Source organism: Pseudomonas sp. KBW05, from assembly GCF_003852405.1.
Lineage (GTDB): Bacteria > Pseudomonadota > Gammaproteobacteria > Pseudomonadales > Pseudomonadaceae > Aquipseudomonas.
Genome location: NZ_QAJM01000003.1, coordinates 326,671 through 348,910 on the forward strand (window position 1 = coordinate 326,671; position 22,240 = coordinate 348,910).

21 protein-coding genes and 1 pseudogene are annotated in these 22,240 nt (G+C 60.4%); 5 read left to right on the top strand and 17 right to left on the bottom strand.

Annotated features, from left to right (window positions below):
• A pseudogene (locus DBR46_RS30475) lies at positions 1-164 on the top strand (APH(3') family aminoglycoside O-phosphotransferase); the annotation flags it as partial.
• Positions 165-231: 67 nt separating this feature from the next.
• On the opposite strand, the gene guaA reads toward DBR46_RS30475, so the two are convergent.
• The 4 genes from guaA to DBR46_RS03520 all read right to left on the bottom strand — a co-directional run bounded on the left by guaA (position 232) and on the right by DBR46_RS03520 (position 4,941).
• On the bottom strand, positions 232-1,809 hold the full coding sequence (gene guaA / locus DBR46_RS03505) for a glutamine-hydrolyzing GMP synthase (protein WP_124525050.1): 1,578 nt from the start codon (positions 1,807-1,809) through the stop codon (positions 232-234).
• Positions 1,810-1,889: 80 nt separating this feature from the next.
• On the bottom strand, positions 1,890-3,359 hold the full coding sequence (gene guaB, locus DBR46_RS03510) for an IMP dehydrogenase (RefSeq protein ID WP_017478674.1): 1,470 nt from the start codon (positions 3,357-3,359) through the stop codon (positions 1,890-1,892).
• A gap of 104 nt (positions 3,360-3,463) precedes the next feature.
• Positions 3,464-4,012: a hypothetical protein gene (locus DBR46_RS03515; RefSeq protein WP_017736807.1), complete on the bottom strand. Its 549-nt coding sequence runs from the start codon at positions 4,010-4,012 to the stop codon at positions 3,464-3,466.
• A 161-nt stretch (positions 4,013-4,173) separates the two neighbouring features.
• Positions 4,174-4,941 carry a sulfite exporter TauE/SafE family protein gene (locus tag DBR46_RS03520; RefSeq protein ID WP_124525051.1) on the bottom strand — a complete coding sequence of 256 codons (768 nt, stop codon included), beginning with the start codon at positions 4,939-4,941 and terminating at the stop codon, positions 4,174-4,176.
• Positions 4,942-5,040: 99 nt separating this feature from the next.
• On the opposite strand from DBR46_RS03520, the gene DBR46_RS03525 reads away from it, so the two are divergent.
• The 4 genes from DBR46_RS03525 (at position 5,041) to leuA (ending at position 10,148) form a co-directional block, all read left to right on the top strand.
• Positions 5,041-5,931, top strand: coding sequence for a LysR family transcriptional regulator (locus DBR46_RS03525; RefSeq protein ID WP_124525052.1), 891 nt, complete (start codon positions 5,041-5,043; stop codon positions 5,929-5,931).
• Positions 5,932-5,941: 10 nt separating this feature from the next.
• Complete coding sequence (gene xseA / locus DBR46_RS03530; RefSeq protein WP_124525053.1) at positions 5,942-7,321, top strand: exodeoxyribonuclease VII large subunit; 1,380 nt, start codon at positions 5,942-5,944, stop codon at positions 7,319-7,321.
• A 3-nt stretch (positions 7,322-7,324) separates the two neighbouring features.
• Positions 7,325-8,146: a M23 family metallopeptidase gene (locus tag DBR46_RS03535; RefSeq protein ID WP_124525054.1), complete on the top strand. Its 822-nt coding sequence runs from the start codon at positions 7,325-7,327 to the stop codon at positions 8,144-8,146.
• Between the two features lie 322 nt (positions 8,147-8,468).
• Entirely contained in the window at positions 8,469-10,148 is a 1,680-nt protein-coding gene (gene leuA, locus DBR46_RS03545) for a 2-isopropylmalate synthase (RefSeq protein ID WP_017736812.1), read from the top strand.
• Between the two features lie 169 nt (positions 10,149-10,317).
• Here leuA and DBR46_RS03550 read toward each other — a convergent pair whose 3' ends face one another.
• From DBR46_RS03550 to fdx, 13 genes are all read right to left on the bottom strand, one after another.
• Positions 10,318-11,109: an amidohydrolase gene (locus tag DBR46_RS03550; RefSeq protein WP_124525055.1), complete on the bottom strand. Its 792-nt coding sequence runs from the start codon at positions 11,107-11,109 to the stop codon at positions 10,318-10,320.
• Positions 11,097-12,245, bottom strand: a complete 1,149-nt coding sequence (locus tag DBR46_RS03555; RefSeq protein WP_124525056.1) for a pyridoxal phosphate-dependent aminotransferase — start codon at positions 12,243-12,245, stop codon at positions 11,097-11,099. Before DBR46_RS03555 ends, DBR46_RS03550 begins: the two co-directional genes overlap by 13 nt.
• 121 nt (positions 12,246-12,366) lie before the next feature.
• Positions 12,367-13,836 carry a ribosome biogenesis GTPase Der gene (der, locus tag DBR46_RS03560; RefSeq protein ID WP_124525057.1) on the bottom strand — a complete coding sequence of 490 codons (1,470 nt, stop codon included), beginning with the start codon at positions 13,834-13,836 and terminating at the stop codon, positions 12,367-12,369.
• 134 nt (positions 13,837-13,970) lie between these two features.
• Positions 13,971-15,122 carry an outer membrane protein assembly factor BamB gene (gene bamB, locus DBR46_RS03565; protein WP_124525058.1) on the bottom strand — a complete coding sequence of 384 codons (1,152 nt, stop codon included), beginning with the start codon at positions 15,120-15,122 and terminating at the stop codon, positions 13,971-13,973.
• Positions 15,115-15,756, bottom strand: coding sequence for a tetratricopeptide repeat protein (locus DBR46_RS03570; RefSeq protein WP_124525059.1), 642 nt, complete (start codon positions 15,754-15,756; stop codon positions 15,115-15,117). Before DBR46_RS03570 ends, bamB begins: the two co-directional genes overlap by 8 nt.
• Before the next feature lie 41 nt (positions 15,757-15,797).
• A complete protein-coding gene (gene hisS, locus DBR46_RS03575) occupies positions 15,798-17,087 on the bottom strand; it encodes a histidine--tRNA ligase (RefSeq protein WP_017736817.1) in 1,290 nt (429 codons plus the stop codon).
• A gap of 23 nt (positions 17,088-17,110) precedes the next feature.
• Positions 17,111-18,220, bottom strand: coding sequence for a flavodoxin-dependent (E)-4-hydroxy-3-methylbut-2-enyl-diphosphate synthase (ispG, locus tag DBR46_RS03580; protein WP_099585613.1), 1,110 nt, complete (start codon positions 18,218-18,220; stop codon positions 17,111-17,113).
• A gap of 2 nt (positions 18,221-18,222) precedes the next feature.
• Positions 18,223-19,221, bottom strand: a complete 999-nt coding sequence (locus tag DBR46_RS03585; protein WP_124525060.1) for a RodZ family helix-turn-helix domain-containing protein — start codon at positions 19,219-19,221, stop codon at positions 18,223-18,225.
• Complete coding sequence (gene pilW, locus DBR46_RS03590; protein ID WP_124525061.1) at positions 19,221-19,979, bottom strand: type IV pilus biogenesis/stability protein PilW; 759 nt, start codon at positions 19,977-19,979, stop codon at positions 19,221-19,223. The genes DBR46_RS03585 and pilW overlap by 1 nt, the downstream gene beginning before the upstream one ends.
• A 12-nt stretch (positions 19,980-19,991) precedes the next feature.
• Positions 19,992-21,140, bottom strand: coding sequence for a 23S rRNA (adenine(2503)-C(2))-methyltransferase RlmN (rlmN, locus tag DBR46_RS03595; RefSeq protein WP_017736821.1), 1,149 nt, complete (start codon positions 21,138-21,140; stop codon positions 19,992-19,994).
• Positions 21,141-21,169: 29 nt separating this feature from the next.
• On the bottom strand, positions 21,170-21,595 hold the full coding sequence (ndk, locus tag DBR46_RS03600) for a nucleoside-diphosphate kinase (protein WP_003175956.1): 426 nt from the start codon (positions 21,593-21,595) through the stop codon (positions 21,170-21,172).
• A gap of 88 nt (positions 21,596-21,683) precedes the next feature.
• Positions 21,684-21,884, bottom strand: coding sequence for a Fe-S cluster assembly protein IscX (gene iscX, locus DBR46_RS03605; protein ID WP_124525062.1), 201 nt, complete (start codon positions 21,882-21,884; stop codon positions 21,684-21,686).
• 14 nt (positions 21,885-21,898) lie between these two features.
• Positions 21,899-22,240: an ISC system 2Fe-2S type ferredoxin gene (gene fdx, locus DBR46_RS03610; RefSeq protein ID WP_017736823.1), complete on the bottom strand. Its 342-nt coding sequence runs from the start codon at positions 22,238-22,240 to the stop codon at positions 21,899-21,901.

Genomic DNA, 22,240 nt, shown 5'->3' on the forward strand with positions numbered 1-22,240 from the left:
CACGCCTGGGCATCAGTGACCGCCATCAAGACTTGGCCCTGGCAGCCCAAAGTATCGAACGCGAGCTTGGCCAGGCGTGGGTGAAACCCTTCTTTGAGCTCTACGGTGTCGAGCCCGACGAGCAGCGCCTGAAGTTCTACTGCCTGCTGGACGAGTTCTTCTAGCCCCAAATGCAAAACCCCGGCACCAGGCCGGGGTTTTGTCATTCAGCATTCACCTGCTAGTGCAGGATCATTCCCACTCAATCGTCGCCGGCGGCTTGCTCGACACGTCATACGTCACGCGCGAAATGCCTTCGATCTCATTGATGATACGGCCGCTGACCGTTTCCAGCAGTTCGTACGGCAGGTGTGCCCAACGGGCGGTCATGAAGTCGATGGTTTCTACGGCACGCAGGGCCACGACCCACGCGTAACGACGGCCATCGCCTACAACGCCAACGGATTTCACTGGCTGGAACACCACGAACGCCTGGCTGACCTTGTGGTACCAGTCGGCCTTGCGCAGTTCTTCGATGAAGATGTGGTCGGCACGACGCAGCAGGTCGGCGTATTCCTTCTTCACTTCACCCAGGATACGCACGCCCAGGCCCGGGCCCGGGAATGGGTGGCGGTAGACCATGTCGTACGGCAGGCCCAGTTCCAGGCCCAGACGGCGGACTTCGTCCTTGAACAGTTCGCGCAGCGGTTCTACCAGCTTGAGGTTCATTTCCTCAGGCAGGCCACCCACGTTGTGGTGGGACTTGATCACGTGGGCCTTGCCGCTCTTGGCGCCAGCCGACTCGATCACGTCAGGGTAGATAGTGCCTTGGGCGAGGTACTTGATGTTGTCCAGGTTGTTGGACTGGGCATCGAATACGTCGATGAAGGTGCGACCGATGATCTTGCGCTTTTTCTCTGGGTCGGACTCGCCGGCCAGGTTGTTCAAGAACTGATCTTCAGCGTTGGCGCGGATCACCTTGACGCCCATGTTCTCGGCGAACATGGCCATCACTTGCTCGCCTTCGTGCAGGCGCAGCAGGCCGTTGTCGACGAAGACGCAGGTCAGTTGGTCGCCGATGGCTTTGTGCAGCAGGGCAGCCACTACCGAGGAGTCAACGCCGCCGGACAGGCCCAGCAGTACGTTGTCGGTGCCGACCTGGGCGCGAACCTGGGCGATGGCGTCTTCAGCGATTTTCGAGGGGGTCCACAGGGCTTCACACTCGCAGATGTCGAGGATGAAGCGCGACAGGATGCGGCCGCCTTGCTTGGTGTGGGTCACTTCCGGGTGGAACTGCACGCCGTAGTAGCGACGCTCGTCGCTGAACATGCCGGCGATCGGGCAGCTCGGGGTGCTGGCCAGGATGTGGAAATCTTCCGGCATCTTGGTGACCTTGTCACCGTGGCTCATCCACACGTCGAGGCCGAACAGGCCGTCGGCGTCGACGTGGTCTTCGATGCCGTCCAGCAGGCGGCTCTTGCCGACCACATCCACACGGGCATAACCGAATTCACGCAGCTCGGAACCTTCAACCTTGCCGCCCAGTTGCTCGGCCATGGTCTGCATGCCGTAGCAGATACCGAAGACGGGCACGCCCAGGTCGAATACGGCTTGCGGGCAACGCGGGCTGTTGGCTTCGTGCACGGACTCGGGGCCACCGGCGAGGATGACGCCTTTGGGTGCGAATTCGCGGATCGCTTCGTCGTCCATGTCGAACGGATGCAGTTCGCAGTACACGCCGATTTCACGCACGCGGCGGGCGATCAGCTGGGTGTACTGGGAACCGAAGTCGAGGATCAGGATGCGGTGGGCGTGAATGTCGAGGGCCATGAAGTCAGTCTCGTCTAATGAATCAGAAACAACTCGGGGCTGAAGAACAGCCCCGGTTACTTAACGTTTTGCTGGAAGCATCAACCTACGCGGTAGTTTGGCGCTTCCTTGGTGATCTGCACGTCGTGGACATGGGATTCAGCCATGCCGGCGCCGGTGATCCGCACGAACTCTGGCTTGGTGCGCATTTCTTCGATGTCGGCGCTGCCGGTGTAACCCATCGAGGAACGCAGGCCGCCCATCAGTTGGTGGATGATCGCGCTCAGGGTGCCTTTGTAAGGTACGCGGCCTTCGATGCCTTCCGGGACGAGTTTCTCGGCGCCTGCCGAGGAGTCCTGGAAGTAACGGTCGGAAGAACCTTGTGCCTGGGACATGGCGCCCAGCGAACCCATGCCACGGTAAGCCTTGTACGAACGACCCTGGAACAGTTCGATCTCACCTGGCGCTTCTTCAGTACCGGCGAACATCGAGCCCATCATCACGCAGGAAGCACCGGCAACGATGGCCTTGGACAGGTCACCGGAGAAACGGATGCCGCCGTCGGCGATCAACGGTACGCCAGTGCCTTCAAGGGCAGCGGCAACGTTGGCGATGGCGCTGATCTGCGGCACGCCCACACCGGCAACGATACGGGTGGTGCAGATCGAGCCAGGGCCGATACCGACCTTGACCGCATCCGCGCCCGCTTCGGCCAGGGCCTTGGCGGCAGCGCCGGTGGCAATGTTGCCGCCGATCACTTGCACTTCAGGGAAGTTCTGCTTGACCCAACGCACGCGGTCGATCACGCCTTTGGAGTGACCGTGGGCAGTGTCGACCACCACCACGTCAACGCCAGCAGCGACCAGCGCGGCAACGCGGTCACCGGTGTCTTTACCGGTGCCGACCGCAGCGCCAACGCGCAGACGACCTTGGTCATCCTTGCTGGCCAGTGGGTAAGCCTTGGCTTTTTCGATGTCGTTGACGGTCATCATGCCTTTGAGGGCGAATTTGTCATCGACGATCAGCACGCGCTCGATGCGGTGCTTGTGCAGCAGTTCGCGCACGTCGTTCTTGTCGGCGCCTTCCTTGACAGTGACCAGACGCTCTTTGGGCGTCATCACTTCGCGGACGGTGACTTCAAGACGGTTTTCGAAACGCACGTCACGGGAAGTGACGATGCCGACCAGGTCGCCATCATGCAGCACCGGAACACCGGAGATGTTGTGCAGGCGGGTCAGGTCGAACAGGTCACGCACGGTGGCGTCGGCTTCGATAGTGATGGGGTCTTTGACCACACCGGCTTCGTAACGCTTGACCTTGCGCACTTCGGCAGCTTGCTGCTCGATGGTCATGTTCTTGTGGATGATGCCAATGCCGCCTTCCTGAGCCATGGCGATTGCCAAACGGGCCTCAGTGACGGTGTCCATGGCAGCGGAAACCAGAGGAATATTCAGCTCGATGCCACGGGTTAGGCGGGTCTTGAGACTGACTTCGTTAGGAAGCACCTCGGAATAACCGGGCACTAGGAGAATGTCGTCGAATGTCAGAGCTTCTTGGCTGATACGCAGCATCGCGGGGGCTCCCGAGCGGGAAAATGGAAGCGCGCCATTATATACATGCGCCCCGCCGGGCTCAATGTAAAACTCTGACAAACTTGGTAATACTGATAGATGGATTAGAGTTCGACTTTGACCCAACTCATCTTCTGGTCCAGCCAATCGGCAAATTCGTCGATAAAGCTCTGCTTGAACCCCGCCTCCGCCCAGTTGTTGAAGATGAAGCCCAGGTTGGAAAACCCGCATTCCTGTAGGAACAGGAAACCGTTGATGTCGTCTTCATGCCCACACAGCGGGCAGGTGAAGTTGTCGGTGTGGCCGGGCATCCAGTCTTCGAGGCTGTCGAACAGCGCTTCGCCGACTTCCTTGCGGCATTCCGGGCAGCCGGCTTCTTCAAGAAAGCCCTTGGCCGGCGTGTAGATGCAGCGCTTGTAGATAATCTCCAGGCCGTTGATCGGCTCGTTGAACGGCAGCGCCTGCGGGTGCAGCACCACGGCGCGGGCGCCGTCGGCCAGGGCATAGCCCATGCGGTTGCCGGTGCGCCCGCAGGTGGTGAGTTCTTCCTTGATAATGTTCTTGCGCACCAACCAACGCACGATCGCCCGGGCGCGGGGTTCGTGGACGGGCAAGGTGGAGATTTTCGGGACAAGGATGCTTTGGGAGTTCATGGGGCCTGAGAGTCCTGCGGTGTGCCGTCTGGCGCCTTCGCGAGCAAGCCCGCTCCCACATTCGACCGTATTCCTACAGGAAGAATGCGACCGAATGTGGGAGCGGGCTTGCTCGCGAAGAGGCCCTGAAGGCTGGCAGCTTAATCCCTGAAGAAATCAGGTCAAGCGCTCAAGTACCGCCCGATCAATACGATGCCGCTGGCCAACACTAACCAGGTCACCAATCGCACAAAAGTTTCACGCGACAGCCGCATCGTCAACCGGCGCCCAAACCACAACCCCAACCCCATCGCCGGCAACAGGCACAGCGCCAACATCAACAACGGCAAATCCGCATACACCCCGGCAATCAGGAACAGGCTCAAGCGCACCACCGTGCTGCAACTGATCAACGCACTTTGGGTGGCGCGCGCCGCGTCCTTGGGCAATCGGCTGTTCAGGTAGATCGCATATAAAAAGCCACCACTGCCAAACAGTGCGCCAAACAGCCCACCCACGGTGCCCATCGGGATCGACCACCCCGCCGCCAACTGCCCCGGCCGTGCCTTTACCAGCAGGCTGTAGAGCGCATAGGCACTGATAAACAGCCCCATCAGCAGTAACAACACATCCGAATGCAGATTGAGCAAAAACACCACGCCCAGGGTGCAACCGATGGCCATGCACGGCAGCAATCTCAGCAGCTCGGGCTTGTTCACGTCGCGCCGCGATTGCAGCAGGTTGCCAAAGGCCGCGACAAAATCCAGCAACACCAGCAACGGAATGATTTTTGACAGCGGCATAAACAGAATCAGGATCGGCCCCGCCACCAACGCCGTGCCAAAACCGGCGATGCCAAACACGATGTAGGCCACCACCACGCCCACGGCAATCACCAGCCAATCCACACCGCCAAACGACCACTGGCTTAACAGCTCGACCGCGCCCATGGGTTATTCCTTGAAAGAGATGACCTTCACTTTAGCCATCGGCGAGGGTTGCGACTAATATCTTCAAAGCCCTCCACCCATCTCAAAAAGGCATGACGCGTGATCTCCACCCGCCAACTGCGCTACTTCGTCGAAATCGCCGACAGTGGCAGCTTCAGCGCCGCCGCCGAGCGTTTGTTTGTCGCCCAATCAGCGTTGAGCCGGCAGATCAAGGAACTGGAAACCCAGCTGCAAACCCCACTGTTCGAACGCACCGCGCGCCAGCCCCGGCTGACAGCGGCGGGCGAAGCGTTCTACCCGCGGGCGCGCGCCCTGCTGAGCGAGCTGCTCAAGGCCAGCGAGATGGCCACACAAGTGGGCAACGGCCAACTCGGCACGCTGCGCTTGAGCCATTCGAGCACCGTGCCGATGAGCGGCGCGTTGCTGCAGGGGATCAGCACCTGGCTGGAACGCTGCCCCGGGGTGTCGATGGACATCGTCAAACTGTCCTCGGAAGCGCAGCTGGAGGAAATCGCCGACGGACGCCTGGACGTAGGATTGTTGCGCCTGCCGGTGCTGCGCCAGCGTGAAGGCGTGCGTGTAACGCCTTTATATAGCGAGCAAGTGTTGCTGGCCGTGCCGCCGGATCATGCGCTGGCGCGCAGCAATACGCCGGTGGAGTTGGCCCAACTCAGGGACGAGGCGTTTATCTCGATCCCCCACCCTCAGCGCGGAGGCCTGAGCTATCTGTCGGCCGAGTTGTGCATGCGTGCAGGCTTTTTCCCCAGGGCTGCGCGGGTGATGTCACGCAAGACCACCCAGTTGCAGCTGATCCAGGCCGGCTTTGGTATTGCCTTGTTACCAAAGTCCATGCAGGACATCGCTCCCGCCAGCGTGCGTTTTTTGCCGCTGGCCGACCCGGACTGCCTGAGCACCGTGGCCCTGGCCTGTGCGCAAGCGCCCAGCGCACTGGTGGCGCAATTCTGCCAAACCTTGCAGGAATGCCTATAAACTGCCGCCCATGATTAAAGATCCCTTTGCCCGCCTGGGCCTCGACCGCGAAGTCCTCACTGTCAGCCAACTCAACGGCCGCGCGCGGGTGTTGCTGGAAGACGTGTTCACCAATATCTGGGTCGAAGGCGAGATCTCCAACCTCGCCCGCCCGGCCTCCGGCCACGTGTATTTCACCCTCAAGGACAGCGGCGCCCAGGTACGTTGCGCGCTGTTCCGCAATAACGCCGCGCGGGTGCGCCAGGCCTTGAAAGACGGCCTGGCGGTGAAAGTGCGCGGCAAGGTCTCGCTGTTCGAGGGCCGCGGCGATTATCAACTGATCCTCGACACGGTGGAGCCGGCCGGTGACGGCGCGTTGCGCCTGGCCTTCGATGCGCTGAAGGAAAAACTCAGCGCCGAAGGCCTGTTCAGCGCCGAGCGCAAGGTGCCGCTGCCGGCCCATCCTCGGCGCATTGGCATTATCAGTTCGCCGACCGGTGCGGTGATCCGCGACATCATCAGCGTGTTCCGCCGCCGTGCGCCGAACGTTGAACTGACGCTGATCCCCACTGCCGTGCAAGGCCGCGAAGCGATACCTCAGATTGTGCGGGCGTTGAAACTGGCGGATGCCCGTGGCTTTGATGCGCTGATCCTGGCGCGTGGTGGCGGCTCACTGGAAGACCTCTGGTGCTTCAACGAAGAAGCCGTGGCCCGAGCCGTGGATGCCTGCGTTACGCCCATCGTCAGCGCCATCGGCCATGAAACCGATGTGTCCATCAGCGACTTTGTCGCCGACGTGCGCGCCCCTACCCCGTCCGCCGCAGCCGAATTACTTGCGCCAGACGCCAGCCATCTGGTGCGCCAGGTTGAAAACCTGCATCGCCGCCTGGTGATGCTGATGCGCAATCGCCTGAGCCACGACCGCCTGCGCCTGGAAGGCATGGCCCGGCGCCTGCGCCATCCCGGCGAACGCCTGCGCCAGCAAGCCCAGCGCCTGGACGACCTGGACATGCGCCTGCGCCGCGCCTTCGAGCGCAGCCTCAATACCCGTCGCGAGCGCCTGATCCGTCTGGAAACCCGCCTTGCCGGCCAGCATCCCGGCCGCCAACTGGCCCTGCTGCGCCAGCGCCTCGACAGCCTTGCCGAGCGCCTGCCCCGCGCCATGCGCGAAGGCCTCAAGGCGCGCCGCCTGCAACTGCAAAGCCAGGTGCAGACGCTGCACGTGGTGAGCCCGCTGGCGACCTTGGGCCGTGGCTACAGCATCCTGCTGGACGAACGCGGCCAGGCGATTCGCAACGCCGCACAAACCCACACCGGCCAGCGCCTGACCGCACGCCTCGGTGAAGGCCAACTGCAAGTGCGGGTGGAAGACAACCACCTCACCCCCGTCACCCTTTCGTTATTGGATTGATTGATGCCACGTTTATTCAGCCTGTTGATGTTGTTGTGCCTTGCCGTTAACGCCCACGCCGACAGCTACATCACCCGCACCTTGAACAAGCCGGTGCCCGGTGGCGTTGCCGTCGTCGATCTGGGCCCATCGGCAACTGCACCGAAGGCCAGCTACCAAGGCAAACCGGTGTTGGTAGTAAAGGAACAGGACAACTGGCTGGCAATTGTCGGCATCCCGCTGACAGTCAAGCCGGGCAACGAGCGCATCAGCAGTGGCGGGCGCAACCTGCCGTTTATCGTCGGCTACAAGAAGTACCCGGAACAGCGCATCACCTTGAAAAACAAAAGCCAGGTAAACCCCGAGCCGGCGCAACTCAAGCGCATCGAGGCGGAACTGGCGGTGCAGATCAAGGCTTACCGCAGTTTCAGCCCGAACCTGCCAAGCAACCTGGTGCTGGATAAACCGGTGAACGGGCCGCTGTCGAGCAAGTTCGGCGTGCGCCGGTTCTTCAACGGTGAAGAGCGCAATCCCCACTCCGGCCTGGACTTCGCGGTGCCGGCGGGCACGCCGATCAAGACCCCGGCGAATGGCAAGGTGATCCTGGTGGGCAACTACTTTTTCAACGGCAACACCGTGTTCGTCGATCACGGCCAGGGCTTTATCAGCATGTTCTGCCATATGTCGAAGATCGATGTGAAAGTCGGTGATCAGCTGACCCGTGGCGCCGTGGTCGGCAAAGTCGGCGCGACCGGGCGTGCGACCGGGCCGCATATGCACTGGAACGTCAGCCTCAACGATGCGCGGGTCGACCCGGCGATCTTTATCGGCGCCTTCCAGCCCTGATGGATTCAATTGCGCGCCAGCCAAATGGCGCGCAATAAAAAATAGACTCTGGATAATTTACAACCATAAAATCCTGTTTACTACGTCGATAGCAGAACTTATCTCAATTTTTCCCGACTGCTTGCCATCTTTCACCCCGGCGGTTAGGGTTGAGCTTATGAAAACCTCTCACACCCTCATTCAGCTTCGCCAGCACCGCAGCCTGTGCCTTGTCAGCGCACGACTGCCAGGCTGAATCGATCTGCCTCGTCCTACGCTTTATCCCCAATAACAGTTCCACGGCAGGCCGCCTCTTTTCGGCCCCTAAACAAAGGATTTCCCGATGAGCATGCTCAAAGACCCGTCTTCGAAGTACCGCGCGTTCCCGACCATCGACATCCCGGACCGCACCTGGCCTTCAAAAACCATCACCACCGCGCCGATCTGGTGCAGCTCCGACCTGCGTGATGGCAACCAGTCGCTGATCGAGCCGATGGACGCCGCGAAGAAGCTGCGTTTCTGGAAGACCCTGGTGTCGGTAGGCGTGAAGGAAATCGAAGCGTCGTTCCCGGCCGCTTCGCAAACCGACTTTGACTTCGTGCGTACCCTGATCGAAGACAACCACATCCCCGCGGACACCACCATCCAGGTGCTGACCCAGGGCCGTGAAGACTTGATCGCGCGCACCTTTGAATCCCTGCGCGGTGCCAAAAAGGCCATCGTGCACTTGTACAACGCCACTTCGCCGTCCTTCCGCCGCATCGTGTTCAACCAGGACAAGGACGGCATCAAGGCGATCGCGGTCAACGCGGCCAAGCTGTTCGTCAAATATGCCGCCCAGCAGCCAGAGACCCAGTGGACTTTCGAATACTCCCCGGAGACCTTCAGCGCCACTGAGCTGGAGTTCGCCAAGGAAGTCTGTGACGCGGTGATCGAGGTGTGGAACCCGACGCCTGAGCACAAGATGATCCTCAACCTGCCAGCCACCGTTGAGTGCGCCACACCGAACATCTATGCCGACCAGATCGAGTGGTTCGGCCGCCATATCAACCGTCGTGACAGCGTGATCATCAGCCTGCACACCCACAACGACCGTGGTACCGGCGTAGCCGCCACCGAGCTGGGCCTGATGGCCGGCGCCGACCGTGTCGAAGGTTGCCTGTTCGGCAACGGCGAGCGTACCGGTAACGTCGATCTGGTCACCGTGGCACTGAACATGTACACCCAGGGCCTCGACCCGCAGCTGGACTTCTCCGACATCGACGGCGTGCGCAAAGTGGTCGAAGAGTGCAACCAGATCCAGGTGCACCCACGTCATCCGTATGTGGGCGACCTGGTGCACACCGCCTTCTCCGGCTCCCACCAGGACGCGATCCGCAAGGGCTTCGCCCAGCAGAAAGACGACGCCCTGTGGGAAGTGCCGTACTTGCCAATCGACCCGGCCGACATCGGTCGCAGCTACGAAGCGGTGATCCGTGTGAACAGCCAGTCGGGCAAAGGCGGCATCGCCTACCTGCTGGAACAGGAATACGACATCAGCTTGCCACGCCGCATGCAGATCGAGTTCAGCCAGGTGGTACAGGCCGAAACCGACCGCGTGGGCCTGGAGATGACTGCACCGCAGATCTACGCCTTGCTGCAGCGTGAATACCTGCAAGCCAACACCCCGTACGCGTTGGTCAGCCATCGCTTGCAGGAAGAGAACGGCAACAGCAGCGTGGAAGTGGAAGTGTCGGGCAAGGGCCAGGGCGAAACCAACCTGCGCTGGCAGGGCAAGGGCTACGGCACCCTGGAGGCGCTGGTCGCCGCACTGCCGATCAAGGTCGAGATCATGGACTACAACGAACACGCGATTGGCGCCGGCACCAATGCCAAGGCTGCGGCCTACATTGAACTGCGGGTGAACGGTGAGCGTCCGGTGCATGGCGTGGGTATTGATGAAAACATCACCACGGCGAGCTTCAAGGCGGTGTTCAGTGCGCTGAACCGCTCGTTGAGCCAGTTGGAAGCGAAAGCGGCGTAATCGGCTGCTGAAATGTGGAAGGCCCCTGGATGTGAGTCCAGGGGCCTTTTTTGTTGGTTGTGAGAGCCTCATCGCGGGCAAGCCCGCTCCCACATTTGACTGTGTTCACAAGTTGAAATGTGCAAACCCAATCCAGTGTGGGAGCGGGCTTGCTCGCGAAAGCGGTCTATCAGACAAACTCAAAAGTATCGGCATCCAGGTTCGCCGGAAATCGTGTGCGATACGCCGCCAGCTCCGACGCACTCAGGCATACCTGAAAGACCCCATCCGCCTCCCCCGCACTCAGCAGGGTCTCACCCTGGAAATCCAGCACCTGGCTGTCCCCGGTGTAGGCAAAACCCTTGCCGTCCGTACCCACCCGATTCACCGCCGCCACGTAGCACAGGTTCTCGATGGCCCGCGCCGGCAACAGGCGGTTCCAATGCAAACGCCGTGCGCCGGGCCAGTTGGCGGTGTACAGCAGCAGGTCCGTATCCTGGGCATCGCGACTCCACACCGGGAAGCGCAGGTCGTAGCAAATCAGCGGGCGAATGCGCCAGCCCTTCAACTCGAACTGCACCTGGCGCTCGCCGGGGGTGTAGTGATTGTGCTCGCCAGCCATGCGGAACAGGTGGCGCTTGTCGTAGTGCCACACCCCGCCGTCCGGGCGCGCCCACAGCAAGCGGTTGCGGTGGCTGCCATCGGCGGCCTCGATAATCACGCTGCCGGTAATCACGGCGTTGTACTTTTTCGCCTGGGTTTGGAGCCAGTGATGGGTCGGGCCGTTTTCCGGTTCGGCCAGGGTGACCGACTCCATCGAGAAACCGGTGGTGAACATCTCCGGCAAGACGATCAGGTCGGCGCCCTTGGCCTGCTCCAGCAACAGCTCGAAGTGTTCCAGGTTGGCCTGGCGGTCATGCCAGGCCAGGGTGGTCTGGATCAGGGCGATGTTCAGGTCCGGCAGTGCACTTAGATCACGCATAGTTTTTCAGCTGCTTGGCGCAGCGTCTCCTCGCGTTTGGCAAAGCACAGGCGCACCAGGCGCTGGCCTTGCGGTGGGTTCTGGTAGAACACCGAGACCGGGATCGTCGCCACGCCGTGTTCACGGGTCATCCACAGGGACATGGCGACGTCATCCAGGTCCGGGCGGATCTGTGAGTAATCCACCAGTTGGAAGTAGGTGCCGGCCACCCGGCTAAAGCTGAAACGCGACGGCGCCAGCAGGTCGCAGAACAGATCGCGCTTGGCCTGATAGAACGCCGGCAGTTCCTCGACGTGGTCCGGGTGCTCGGCCATAAAGTCAGCCAGGGCGAACTGCAACGGCGTCACGCCGCAGAAGTTGACGTACTGGTGCACCTTGCGCAACTCGGCAGTGAGGGCCGGTGGTGCAACCACGTAGCCGGTTTTCCAGCCGGTGACGTGATAGGTCTTGCCGAAGGAGCTGACCACAAATGCTCGCGCGTACAACTCTTCGTGGGCCAGCACGCTGACATGGGGCACGCCGTCGAACACAAGGTGTTCGTAGACCTCATCGCTGACCAGGTAGATATCACGGTCGCGGATCAATTCGGCCAACTGGTCCAGCTCGGCGCGGCTGATCAAGGCGCCTGTAGGGTTGTGTGGGGTGTTGAGGATGATCATGCGTGTACGCGGCGACAGCGCCGCCTTGATCCGCTCAAAATCCAGCGCAAAGCCTTGTAGGCTCAATTGCACATGCACACAACGACCGCCGGCCAGCTCGACCGAGGGCTCATAGCTGTCGTAGCAAGGGTCGAACACGATGACTTCGTCGCCGCTGCGGATCACCGCCTGGATGGCGCAGAAGATCGCGGCGGTGGCGCCCGGGGTGATGGTCACTTCGCTGTCGGCATTGACGGTGGCACCATAACTGCGGGCGATCTTGGCCGCCACTTGCTGACGCAGGGCCGGCAGGCCGGTCATCGGCGAATATTGGTTGTGCCCACTGGCAACGTGCTTGCCCACTGCATCGAGCAAGCCTTGGGGGCCGTTGAAGTCGGGGAAGCCCTGGGACAGGTTGAGCGCGCCTGTCTCGGCAGCGAGTTGCGACATGGTGGTGAAAATGGTCGTGCCGACATTCGGCAGCTTGCTGGTGATCATCGAAAGGCCCCTGCAGGTGAGCCCCAAGTTTTAAGCTGCCAATTGCACCGGGTCAAGGCACAAACCACCGCGCACAAAAAAGGGCTCCCAAGGAGCCCTCTCTCACAACGTGAAGCTGCCGTTATTTCTTGTCACGGCGCTTCTTGTCGGCTTTCTTGTGGTGAGTCATCAAACGACGCTTCTTGTTCACCTGACGGTCGGTCAAGGTGTTCTTGTTGCCTTCGTACGGGTTATCGCCACCCTTGAACTCGATGCGGATCGGCGTACCGACCAGCTTCAAGACACGACGGTAGGTGTTTTCCAGATAACGCACGTAGGACTTCGGCACCTTCTCGATCTGGTTGCCGTGGATCACGATAATCGGCGGGTTGGCACCACCCAAGTGGGCGTAACGCAGTTTGATCCGGCGGTTGTTGACCATCGGCGGCGCGTGCTCGCCTACCGCGTCTTCCAGGATCTGGGTGAGGCGGTTGGTCGGCCAGCGGGTGACCGCAGACTTGAACGAGTTCTGTACGGAGGCGTAGAGGTTGCCAACGCCAGTACCGTGCAGTGCCGAGATAAAGTGGATATCGGCGAACTCGACGAAGAACAGGCGACGTTGCAGCTCGATCTTGACGAAATCGCGCTCGCTCGGCGTCATGCCGTCCCACTTGTTGATCGCGATCACCAGTGCCCGACCGGCCTCCAGGGCAAAGCCCAGCAGGTTGAGATCGTGGTCCACCACGCCTTCGCGGGCGTCCATCACAAAGATCACCACGTTGGCGTCTTTGATCGCTTGCAGGGTCTTCACCACCGAGAACTTTTCAACTTCCTCGTGGATCTTGCCGCGCTTGCGCACACCGGCGGTGTCGATCAGCGTGTACTTCTCGTCGTTACGCTCAAACGGGATGTAGATACTGTCGCGGGTGGTGCCAGGTTGGTCATAGACGATGACTCGGTCTTCACCGAGCATGCGGTTGACCAGCGTGGACTTGCCCACGTTAGGACGGCCGATGATGGCGATCTTGATACCGTCTTTTTCGCTCGGGCCAGGAATGCGCTTGGCTTCCTCGCCTTCGGCGACGATCTCTTCTTCGCCCTCTTCTTCCTCGGCGTCATCCTTAGGGAAATCGCGCAGGGCGATTTCCAGCATCTGGGTGATACCACGACCGTGGGCGCCGGCGACCGGAATCGCATCGCCCAGGCCCATCGGGCTGAATTCGGCACGGGCTGCTTCAGGATCGATGTTGTCGATCTTGTTCGCGACCAGATAGGAACGCTTGTTGCGCTTGCGCAGGTGCTCGCCAATCATTTGGTCAGCAGCGGTGTAGCCCGCACGGGCGTCCACCAGGAACAACACGACATCGGCTTCTTCAATGGCGAGCAGCGACTGCTCGGCCATTTTTTCGTCCATGCCATGTTCGTCACCGGAGATACCACCGGTGTCGACAATAATGTAGGAGCGCCCTTGCCACTTTGCCTCACCGTATTGGCGATCACGGGTCAGACCGGACAAGTCGCCGACGATGGCGTCACGAGTCCTGGTCAGGCGGTTGAACAAGGTGGACTTGCCGACGTTAGGTCGGCCCACCAGGGCGATTACGGGAACCATGCGGCTCTCCACTTCGTTATTTCAGAAAATACAAAAGCCGCTGCAAGGCAGCGGCTGGTGCTCGGGGCAGCATCGTCAGATGCCGCATGCCCCGCCGAAGCGGGGCCGCCTGGGTGTTACCCCAAGCATAGTTCTTACTTGATGGTCAGGGCTTCCAGCTTGCCGCTGTTGCCAAACACATAAAGCATGTTACCCACGACCAGCGGACGAGCACGCAGGCCGTCGCTGTCGATACGCTCGCGACCAACAAAGCGACCGTCAACCTGGCTCAGCAGGTGCAGGTAGCCTTCGAAGTCGCCAACCGCTACGTAGCTGGAGAAGACTTCCGGTGCCGACAGTTGACGGCGGGCCAGGGAGTCGTTGCTCCACAGTGCAGTGGTGGAACGCTCGTCGACACTTTCAACGGTGCCAGACGCCAGGCTTACGTAGACGCTGCCAAACCCTTGGGCGACACCGGCGTAGCTGGAAGCATCACGCTGCCAGTTCACACGACCGCTCTGCAGGTCCAGTGCCGCAACGCGGCCCTGGTAAGTGGCGACGTAGAGGGTTTCACCCGACAGCAGCAAGCCGCCGTCGATGTCCACTACGCGATCCAGTTCGGAACGACCTTGCGGGATAGCCACACGGGTTTCCCAGGCCGGCACGCCGTTCTGGGTATCGAGGGCGACTACTTTACCGGTGGACAAGCCTGCAACGGCCAGATTGTTGGTCACAACCGGACCACTGGTACCGCGCAACGTCAGCACCGCAGGGGTGCTGTCGTACAACCAGCGCTGCTCGCCGGTGCTGGCGTCGAGGCCGATCACACGGTCGTCCTGGGTTTGCACCACGACGATATCGCCGTTGGTGGCAGGCGGTGCGAGGACTTCACTGGTCACGCGAGCGCGCCATTTCTCTTCACCGGTGCTGGAATCCAGGGCCACGACTTCGCCTTTCAGCGTGCCGAGCATCACCAGGCCATAACCTACGCCAACGGCGCCGGAGACGGGCAGTTCAAGGTCTTTCTTCCACTTCACGTCGCCGTTCATGCGATCCATCGAGATCACAACGCCGGTGACGTCAGCGGCCACAATATTGTCACCGTCAATTGCCGGTACCAACATGTTGTAGGTGTCACCCTGGCCGTCACCGATGGAGCGGCTCCATTGCTTTTGCAGGACCACTTCTTCCTTGAAGCTGGTCAGCTCCGCAGGCGGCAGTTCTTTTTTACTGTTGCTGCTGCAACCCGCGGCCAGAACGGCCAGAGCCAGCAATGCTGCATGTTTCCAACGGATCACGTCACGCATCCCCTTTGGCCAAGTCGTCCAGCTTGATTTGTAAGCCACCGACTGCCGCTTCATCAGACAGCGCCGCCTTGGCTTTTTGGTACGCAGCATTGGCTTCGTCGGTACGACCCAATTGGACCAACAGGTCGCCCTTGAGCTCTTCGCGAGTGGCTACAAATGCCTTGTCAGCATCGCCTTCGAGCAGTTTGAGTGCTTCGTCGGCCTTGTTCTGTGCCGCCAGGACCTGAGCCAGGCGCTGACGTGCGATTTCACCCAGGGTCGGGTTGGTCGGCTTGTCGGCGATGGCCTTCAGCTCGGCTGCAGCGTCATCCAGCTTGCCGGTATCGACCGCGACTTTCGCGACGAACAGGCTGCCGTATTGGGCGTAGGTGCTACCGCCAAATTCGTTTTTCAGCTTGCCGGCCAGGTCTGCAACCTGCGCAGGGTCGGGCTTGCCGTCCGGCGTCAGGGTGGTTTCCAGCAATTGCTGATAGAGGATCGAGGCGCCCTGGGATTGGTTGGCCTGATACTTGTGCCAGGCTTGCCAGCCGAACACCACCACTAAAGCCAGCAGACCGCCAGTAACCAGGGGCTTGCCGTTACGCTGCCACCAGTCCTTGAACTCGGCCAGTTGATCATCATCAGAACTCGACACCCCAATACTCCTTAATCGCTAAATTCGGCTGTTCGACAGCTTCAACCCTGCACGACGCAGGTGGCCAAGTGCGCAGCGAGCGCATCAAAGGCAATGTTCTGTTGCTCGCCCTGGCCACGCAGGGGTTTGAAACCTATCACTTGCTGGGCCAGTTCGTCATCGCCGAGGATCAGTGCATACAGCGCACCGCTCTTGTCGGCCTTCTTGAACTGGCTCTTGAAGCTGCCGGCGCCGGCATTGACCTGCAGGCGCAGGTTCGGCAGTTGGTCGCGGACCTTTTCGCTCAAGGCCAGGGCGGCCAGTTCGGCGGCCTCGCCAAAGGCGCAGAGGTACACATCCACCTGACGGGAGATTTCTTCCGGGACCTTTTCCAGGGTTTCCAGCAGCAGGATCAGCCGCTCGATGCCCATGGCAAAGCCCACGCCAGTGGTCGGCTTGCCGCCCATCTGCTCGACCAGGCCGTCGTAGCGGCCGCCGGCACACACGGTGCCCTGGGCGCCGAGTTTGTCGGTGACCCACTCGAACACGGTCTTGCTGTAGTAGTCGAGGCCACGCACCAGCTTGGTGTTGATCACGAACGGGATACCGGCCGCATCCAGGCGAGCCTTGAGGCCCTCGAAGTGAATGCGCGATTCGTCGTCCAGGTAGTCGGCCATTTTTGGCGCGTCCACCAATACGGCTTGGGTATCGGCGTTCTTGGTATCGAGGACGCGCAACGGGTTGGTTTTCAGACGGCGCTGGCTGTCTTCGTCCAACTTGTCCAGGTGGGCCGACAGGTATTCGACCAGGGCCACTTTATAGCGGCCGCGGGATTCGCTGGTGCCCAGGCTGTTGAGTTCAAGCTTGACCGCATCGCGGATACCCAGCAGGCCCCACAGGCGCCAGGTCAGCACGATCAGCTCGGCGTCGATGTCCGGGCCGTCGATATTGAAGACTTCCAGACCGATCTGGTGGAACTGGCGATAACGGCCTTTCTGTGGACGCTCGTGGCGGAACATCGGGCCGATGTACCACAACTTCTGCGGCTGGCCAGCACCGGTGAGACCATGCTCAAGCACGGCGCGCACGCATGCGGCAGTGCCTTCCGGGCGCAGGGTCAGGGAATCGCCGTTGCGGTCTTCAAAGGTGTACATTTCTTTTTCGACGATGTCGGTCACTTCACCGATGGAGCGCTTGAACAGCTCGGTGAACTCGACGATCGGCATGCGGATCTGCTTGTAACCGTAGTTATCCAGCAGGCGCGCGACGGTGCTTTCGAAGTAGCGCCACAGCGGCGTCTGCTCCGGCAGGATGTCGTTCATGCCGCGAATGGCTTGCAGAGACTTGCTCACATCAAATCCTTAAATTCGTTCAATCAGCCGCGCGCGATCAGCGCTGCGTCAGCCGCGACCTTTTCGGCCGCTTTCTCGCGGATCAGTCTTTCGAGCTCATCCACCAGATTGTCATTCGTTAACTTCTGCGCCGGCTTGCCGTCGATGTAGATCAGGTTCGGTGTACCGCCGGTCAAGCCCACGTGGGCTTCCTTGGCTTCGCCCGGCCCGTTGACCACACAACCGATCACCGCGACATCCAGTGGCACCAGCAGGTCTTCGAGGCGCAACTCCAGGTCGTTCATGGTTTTCACCACGTCGAAGTTCTGCCGCGAGCAGCTCGGGCAGGCAATGAAATTGATACCACGGGAACGCAAACGCAGGGATTTGAGAATGTCGTAACCGACTTTCACTTCCTCAACAGGGTCTGCCGCCAGCGAGATACGGATAGTATCGCCAATCCCTTCGGCGAGCAGCATACCGAGACCCACCGCAGATTTCACTGTGCCTGAGCGTAAACCGCCGGCTTCGGTGATACCCAAGTGCAGCGGTTGCACGATTTCCTTGGCCAGCAGGCGGTAGGCTTCCACCGCCATGAACACGTCGGAGGCCTTTACGCTGACCTTGAAGTCCTGGAAATTCAGGCGCTCAAGGTGTTCAACGTGGCGCAGCGCGGATTCAACCAGCGCCGCCGGGGTGGGCTCGCCGTATTTCTTTTGCAGGTCTTTTTCCAGGGAACCGGCGTTGACGCCGATGCGGATTGGAATGCCACGGTCGCGGGCGGCATCAACTACAGCGCGCACACGGTCTTCGCGACCGATGTTGCCCGGGTTGATTCGTAGGCAATCCACGCCCAGTTCGGCTACGCGCAATGCGATTTTATAGTCGAAGTGGATGTCGGCAACCAACGGCACCTTGACCAACTGCTTGATGCGGCCGAAGGCTTCGGCGGCGTCCATGTCCGGCACGGAGACGCGCACGATGTCGACGCCGGCCGCTTCCAGACGGTTGATCTGGGCAACGGTGGCAGCCACGTCATTGGTGTCGCTGTTGGTCATGCTCTGCACGGCGATGGGGGCATCGCCACCCACCGGCACGGAGCCGACCCAGATTTTGCGCGATACGCGACGTTTGATTGGAGATTCGCCGTGCATGACTATTGTCCCAACTTCAGGCGAGCGGTCTCGCCACTGGTGAACGGCGCCACGTCCACAGGCTGGCCGTTGTAGGCCACTTGCGCGCCACGGGCAAAGCCCAGACGCAGCGTCAAAGGAGGCTTGCCGCCCTGGTCGAGCGTATCTCCCTTACGCTTCAGACCGCTAAACAGCACTTTGCCGTTGCCATCGGTGACTTGCGTCCAGCAGTCAGCGACGAAGGTAATCTGTACGCGGCCATCACCGGCGATCAGCGCTGGGGTGGTCGGCGGGGAAATGGCTGGCGCGGCAGGTGCGGCTGGAGCAGGCGCTTGTACCGGTGCGGCTGGCGTAGGTGCCTGGGCAACGGGGGCAGCCGGGGTGTGAGCTGCTGCGGCCGGCGTCACTGGGGCTGGCGCGGCGGCAGTTGCGGCAGGCGCCACTTCCGGTGCCGCTTGCTCGGCAGTGACCGGCGTTTCAGGTGTAGCCTGGCCTTGCGCTACGGCCTGGTCTTCCGGCTCGTCCAACGGATGAATCTGCGTGGTACCGTCGGCGCTTTCGACTTCGACGTGCTCCATGGCGTTGCTGGTCAGGTCCTTGGTGCGCTGGGAGGTCTGGTCTTGCCACCAGACAAAACCGCCGCCAACCACAGCGATCAGCAGCAACAGGCTGACAATGCGCAAAATCGTGTGGGAAACCCGTACAGGCTCCTCGATACGGCCCAGGCCATGAACGTTGCTGCCCTGGGAGTCGGTACCGGTGAACTGGTCGAACTCCTGGACCAGTACGGCCTGGTCGATGCCCAGCAACTTGGCATAGGCGCGGATGTAGCCACGGGCGAAGGTATGCCCAGGCAACTTGTCGAACGCGCCGGCTTCCAGGTTGCTCAGGGACGTGGTGGTCAAATTGAGCTTGAGGGCCACTTCTGCCAGCGACCAACCATTGCTTTCGCGGGCCTGACGCAAGGTGTCGCCTGGGTTTACGCGATTAGCTGCTACAACTTCCGGGTGCGCCGCTTTCATCATTGCTCCGACAGGTATTGCTGATATTCCGGCGTACCGGGATAGAGTCGTTCGAGTTGCTGGCCAAAACGTGCGGCCGTGTCGTGTTCTTCATGAACCGTCGCCAGGCGCACGCCGAGCAATAGACTACGTGCATTTTGCCCGCTGAGCAGGCTAAAACGCTCGTAATAGTCACGTGCCGGCACATAATGCCTGTCATCAAAGGATATCTCAGCCATTTCGAGCAGTGCCCGAGGCTGACGACCATTCAAATGCAGGGCTTTTTCCAACTGTTGGCGAGCACTGTCGCGCTGGCCGAGGCGCATCGAGGTCACCCCAAGGTTCTCGAATACACGGGAACGCTCAGGATAAAGGGTATCGGCGCTGGCTTGCTGGAAATAAAGGGCGGCCTGGGCAAAACGTTTCTGCTCGAACAGGAAGCTGCCGTAGTTGTTCAACAGCCGAGGGTCGGCAGGTCGGGAGGCCAGCGCCTTGCGGAAATAGTGGTGGGCCAGATCAGGCTCGGCCTGGGCCTGGAACACCAGGGCCAGCGCCGCATTGGCGTCGGCATCGTCGCTGTCGAGCTCAAGGGCCTTCTTCAGCGGTACCTTGGCCTGCTCGCTCATGCCTTGTTGCAGGTAACCCAAGCCCAGTTGCACATAGGCAACCCGCGCCCCATCACGGCCTTTACCGGTTTGCATAGGGCTGTCATGGCCCGATGAAACACAACCGGCCGCGAGACCGGTAACAAGCAAAAGCAGCGCAAGGCGCAAGGGCATAGAGATCCTCTCTCAGATTCGATTCACAGCAATCAGCGGCAAATCGTCGGCGGCATTCGCTTCGCGCCCGGCGATGTAACGCTCACTGCGGCGGGTGCGGTCCATCACCTGTCCGACCAATTGGCCACAGGCGGCGTCGATGTCTTCACCACGGGTGGTGCGGACGGTGACGTTGTAGCCAGCCTGGTGCAGTTGATCCTGGAAACGGCGGATGGCGTTGTTGCTCGGCCGCTCGTAGCCAGAATGGGGAAACGGGTTGAACGGGATCAGGTTGATCTTGCACGGGGTGTTCTTGAGCAACTCGATCATCTCGACAGCGTGCTCAACCTTGTCGTTGATGTCCTTGAGCATTGTGTACTCAATGGTCAACACGCGTTTCTCGCCCAAGGTCGCCATGTAACGCTGGCAGGATTCGAGCAGCATCTTAAGCGGATACTTCTTGTTGATCGGCACCAATTGGTTACGCAATGCGTCATTGGGTGCGTGCAGCGACAACGCCAGGGAGACGTCGATGTGCTTGGCCAGCTCATCGATCATCGGTACCACGCCGGAGGTCGACAGGGTCACGCGGCGCTTGGAGATGCCGTAGCCCAGGTCGTCCATCATCAGGTGCATGGCCGCGATGACGTTGTCGAAGTTCAGCAGCGGCTCACCCATGCCCATCATCACCACGTTGGTGATGGCACGGTCGACGGTTGCCGGGACGCTGCCAAAGGATTTGTTGGCAATCCACACCTGGCCGATGACTTCGGCGGCAGTGAGGTTGCTATTGAAGCCTTGCTTGCCGGTGGAGCAGAAACTGCAATCCAGGGCACAGCCTGCCTGGGACGAAACGCACAAGGTGCCGCGTTTGCCCTGGGGAATGTACACGGTCTCGACGCAGCTGCCGGACGCCACGCGCACGACCCACTTACGGGTGCCGTCGCTGGAGATGTCCTCGCTGACCACTTCAGGACCACGGACCTCAGCAATGGCCTTGAGCTTGTCGCGCAAGGCCTTGCTGACGTTCGTCATGGCATCGAAATCGTCGACGCCAAAGTGGTGAATCCATTTCATTACCTGACCGGCACGGAAACGCTTCTCCCCGATTGAGTCGAAGAATTTCTCCATTTCCGGCTGGGTCAGACCCAGCAGGTTGGTTTTAACAGTCGATGTAGTCATGGATTCACCCTCACTCTTTAAGCCAATGCTTAGCGAGCGGTTACTTCAGTAGCAGCGAAAAAGTACGAGATTTCGCGAGCAGCGGCGGCTTCGGAGTCCGAACCGTGTACAGCGTTGGCGTCGATGGATTCAGCGAAGTCAGCACGGATGGTGCCGGCAGCAGCTTCTTTAGGGTTGGTAGCACCCATCAGCTCACGGTTCAGAGCGATAGCGTTTTCACCTTCCAGAACCTGAACAACAACAGGACCGGAAATCATGAAGGCAACCAGGTCGCCGAAGAAACCACGAGCGCTGTGCTCAGCGTAGAAGCCTTCAGCTTCAGCTTTGGACAGTTGCTTGAGTTTCGAAGCTACAACCTTCAGGCCGGCTTTTTCGAAACGAGTGGTGATCTCGCCGATGACGTTTTTTGCAACAGCGTCAGGCTTGATGATGGAGAAAGTACGTTGAACAGCCATGGTGTAACTCCAGAAACGGTAATTTACGAAAAATTAAACCCGCGAATTATACGCGGGTTATTGGGTATTGCCTAACCTGCGGGGACGATCAGTCGATTTCTTCGATCCAGAGCTGCTGGACCGCTTCCAAGACCTTCTCGCCACAGCGACCAGAAGTATTGTCGAAATCAGGCAGCTCCATGATCCAGCGCTGCAGATCAACGAAGTTGACCGTCAGCGGACTCACGTCCGGCTTGGCTTCAGCGAGCTCTTCAGCAATGCGCTGTACATCATTCCAACCATAACTCATGACAGTTCTACCAATCAGTGCGGCGCTTCGGCCGCATGGTTGAGCGAATATTTCGGAATTTCGACAGTGATGTCTTCGGTCCCGACCTTTGCCTGACAGCTTAGGCGCGAATGTGCCTCCAGGCCCCATGCGCGATCAAGAAAGTCCTCTTCCAGCTCGTCAGCTTCTTCCAGGGTGTTGAAGCCCTCGCGGATGATGCAGTGACACGTGGTGCAGGCGCAGACGCCGCCGCAGGCACTTTCGATCTCGATGTGGTTGTCATGGGCGACTTCGAGGATGGACTTGCCGGTCTCAGCCTCCACGACCATACCGTCCGGGCAATGCTCGGCGTGTGGCAGAAAAATGACCTGCGGCAT